This is a genomic window from Parazoarcus communis SWub3 = DSM 12120, assembly GCF_003226565.1.
GTDB classification, from domain to species: domain Bacteria; phylum Pseudomonadota; class Gammaproteobacteria; order Burkholderiales; family Rhodocyclaceae; genus Parazoarcus; species Parazoarcus communis.
Genome location: NZ_QKOE01000067.1, coordinates 1 through 1,231, shown reverse-complemented (window position 1 = coordinate 1,231; position 1,231 = coordinate 1). Strand labels below are relative to the sequence as shown.

Genomic DNA, 1,231 nt, shown 5'->3' with positions numbered 1-1,231 from the left:
TTACGCGGGGATGCATCATCACGTGTCCAGTGGGTTGTGGCTGACACGGTATCGGGCGTACGATTCCCAGACAGCGCGCTGGCTCTCGAGGGATCCTATTGAGGAGGAGGGGGGCGTCAATCTATACAGCTATGTGGGGGGGAACCCGATTTCGAGGATTGACCCCACCGGAAAAGTCTTCTTCATTCCCGCGCTGAATGGCGCAGCGATGACTGGTGAAGGAGCCGCGATACTTGGCGGAAGCGCCGTACTCGTCGGTGCTGGTATCTGGATGGCGAACAACCTTCCGCCGGGATTCTGGCCTGGAGACAAGGGAGCGGAAGAGTGGGGGCGAAGAAATGACGTTGGCGCCAAAGGTGGTCGCGACATATTCCATGACATCAAGAGAGGCAATCGCAGGAAGCCAGGCTCTCGGGCCGCAGACAATTGCGGCGTAAACCCCGACACAGGGGAAGTTATCGACGGAAATGGTGAGCACATCGGCGACCTTGGCGATGGTCACTAAATCTATGGGGAATAGTTGATGTTGATATCCGTGCGCATCTATTTCCAAGGGAATGATCTTGAGCCTTCTGTGTTGACGGCCATGCTTGGTGTCGAGCCAAGCAGATCGCATAAATTTGGTGAAGAGCGCACTAACCGTCAAGGGAAGGTGCTCGTGGCAAAAGTTGGCCTTTGGACATGGCAAAGCACTGACCGGACCGAGGCTATGACTTTAAGTGACCACGTTCAGAAGCTATGGGCTACATTCGAAAGGTATGTGGGTAGCATTTCCACGTTGCCAAATGTAGAGCGCGCTTGGATTGATGTCCATGTTCTTCATGAAGTGCCTGCTACAGATTCCAACGAGGCATGCTTTGACCTGGACGCCAAGGCGTTGCTAGCGCTTAGCCAGTTCGGATTGCCTGTTGAATTCACAGTCGGCTTTGTGGAACCGGAGCATGGGTAAGTGATACGTGAAATCCCGAAAGTCGGCGCTGGCGGGACGGCGCCAGTGTGTAGGGTGAAGTAAAAAACACCCATCCACCCGCTACGCGGGTAGTTGCTAAAGAGAAGGGCCGCTGTCGCGGCCCTTCGTGTCTCTATCGGCTGGGCTGTGCGAGTACTGAATCGCCCCGGGTTCCGTGGAGGCCGGTTGGTTTAAGTCAGGTCGCGATCGCGGCCTGACTGGCGAGCTGCCTGTAGTAGTTTGCCTCAGCTTCTGCGGGCGGGATATACCCGATAGGTTCAA

Annotated in this window: 2 protein-coding genes; both read left to right on the top strand. The window is 55.7% G+C overall.

What is annotated here, in order from left to right; genetic code table 11:
- A partial coding sequence (locus tag DNK49_RS23010; RefSeq protein ID WP_133255168.1) for an RHS repeat-associated core domain-containing protein occupies positions 1-505 on the top strand: 505 nt, incomplete at its 5' end.
- A gap of 18 nt (positions 506-523) precedes the next feature.
- A complete protein-coding gene (locus DNK49_RS23005; RefSeq protein ID WP_110530399.1) occupies positions 524-949 on the top strand; it encodes a DUF4279 domain-containing protein in 426 nt (141 codons plus the stop codon).
- Positions 950-1,231 lie beyond the last annotated feature (282 nt).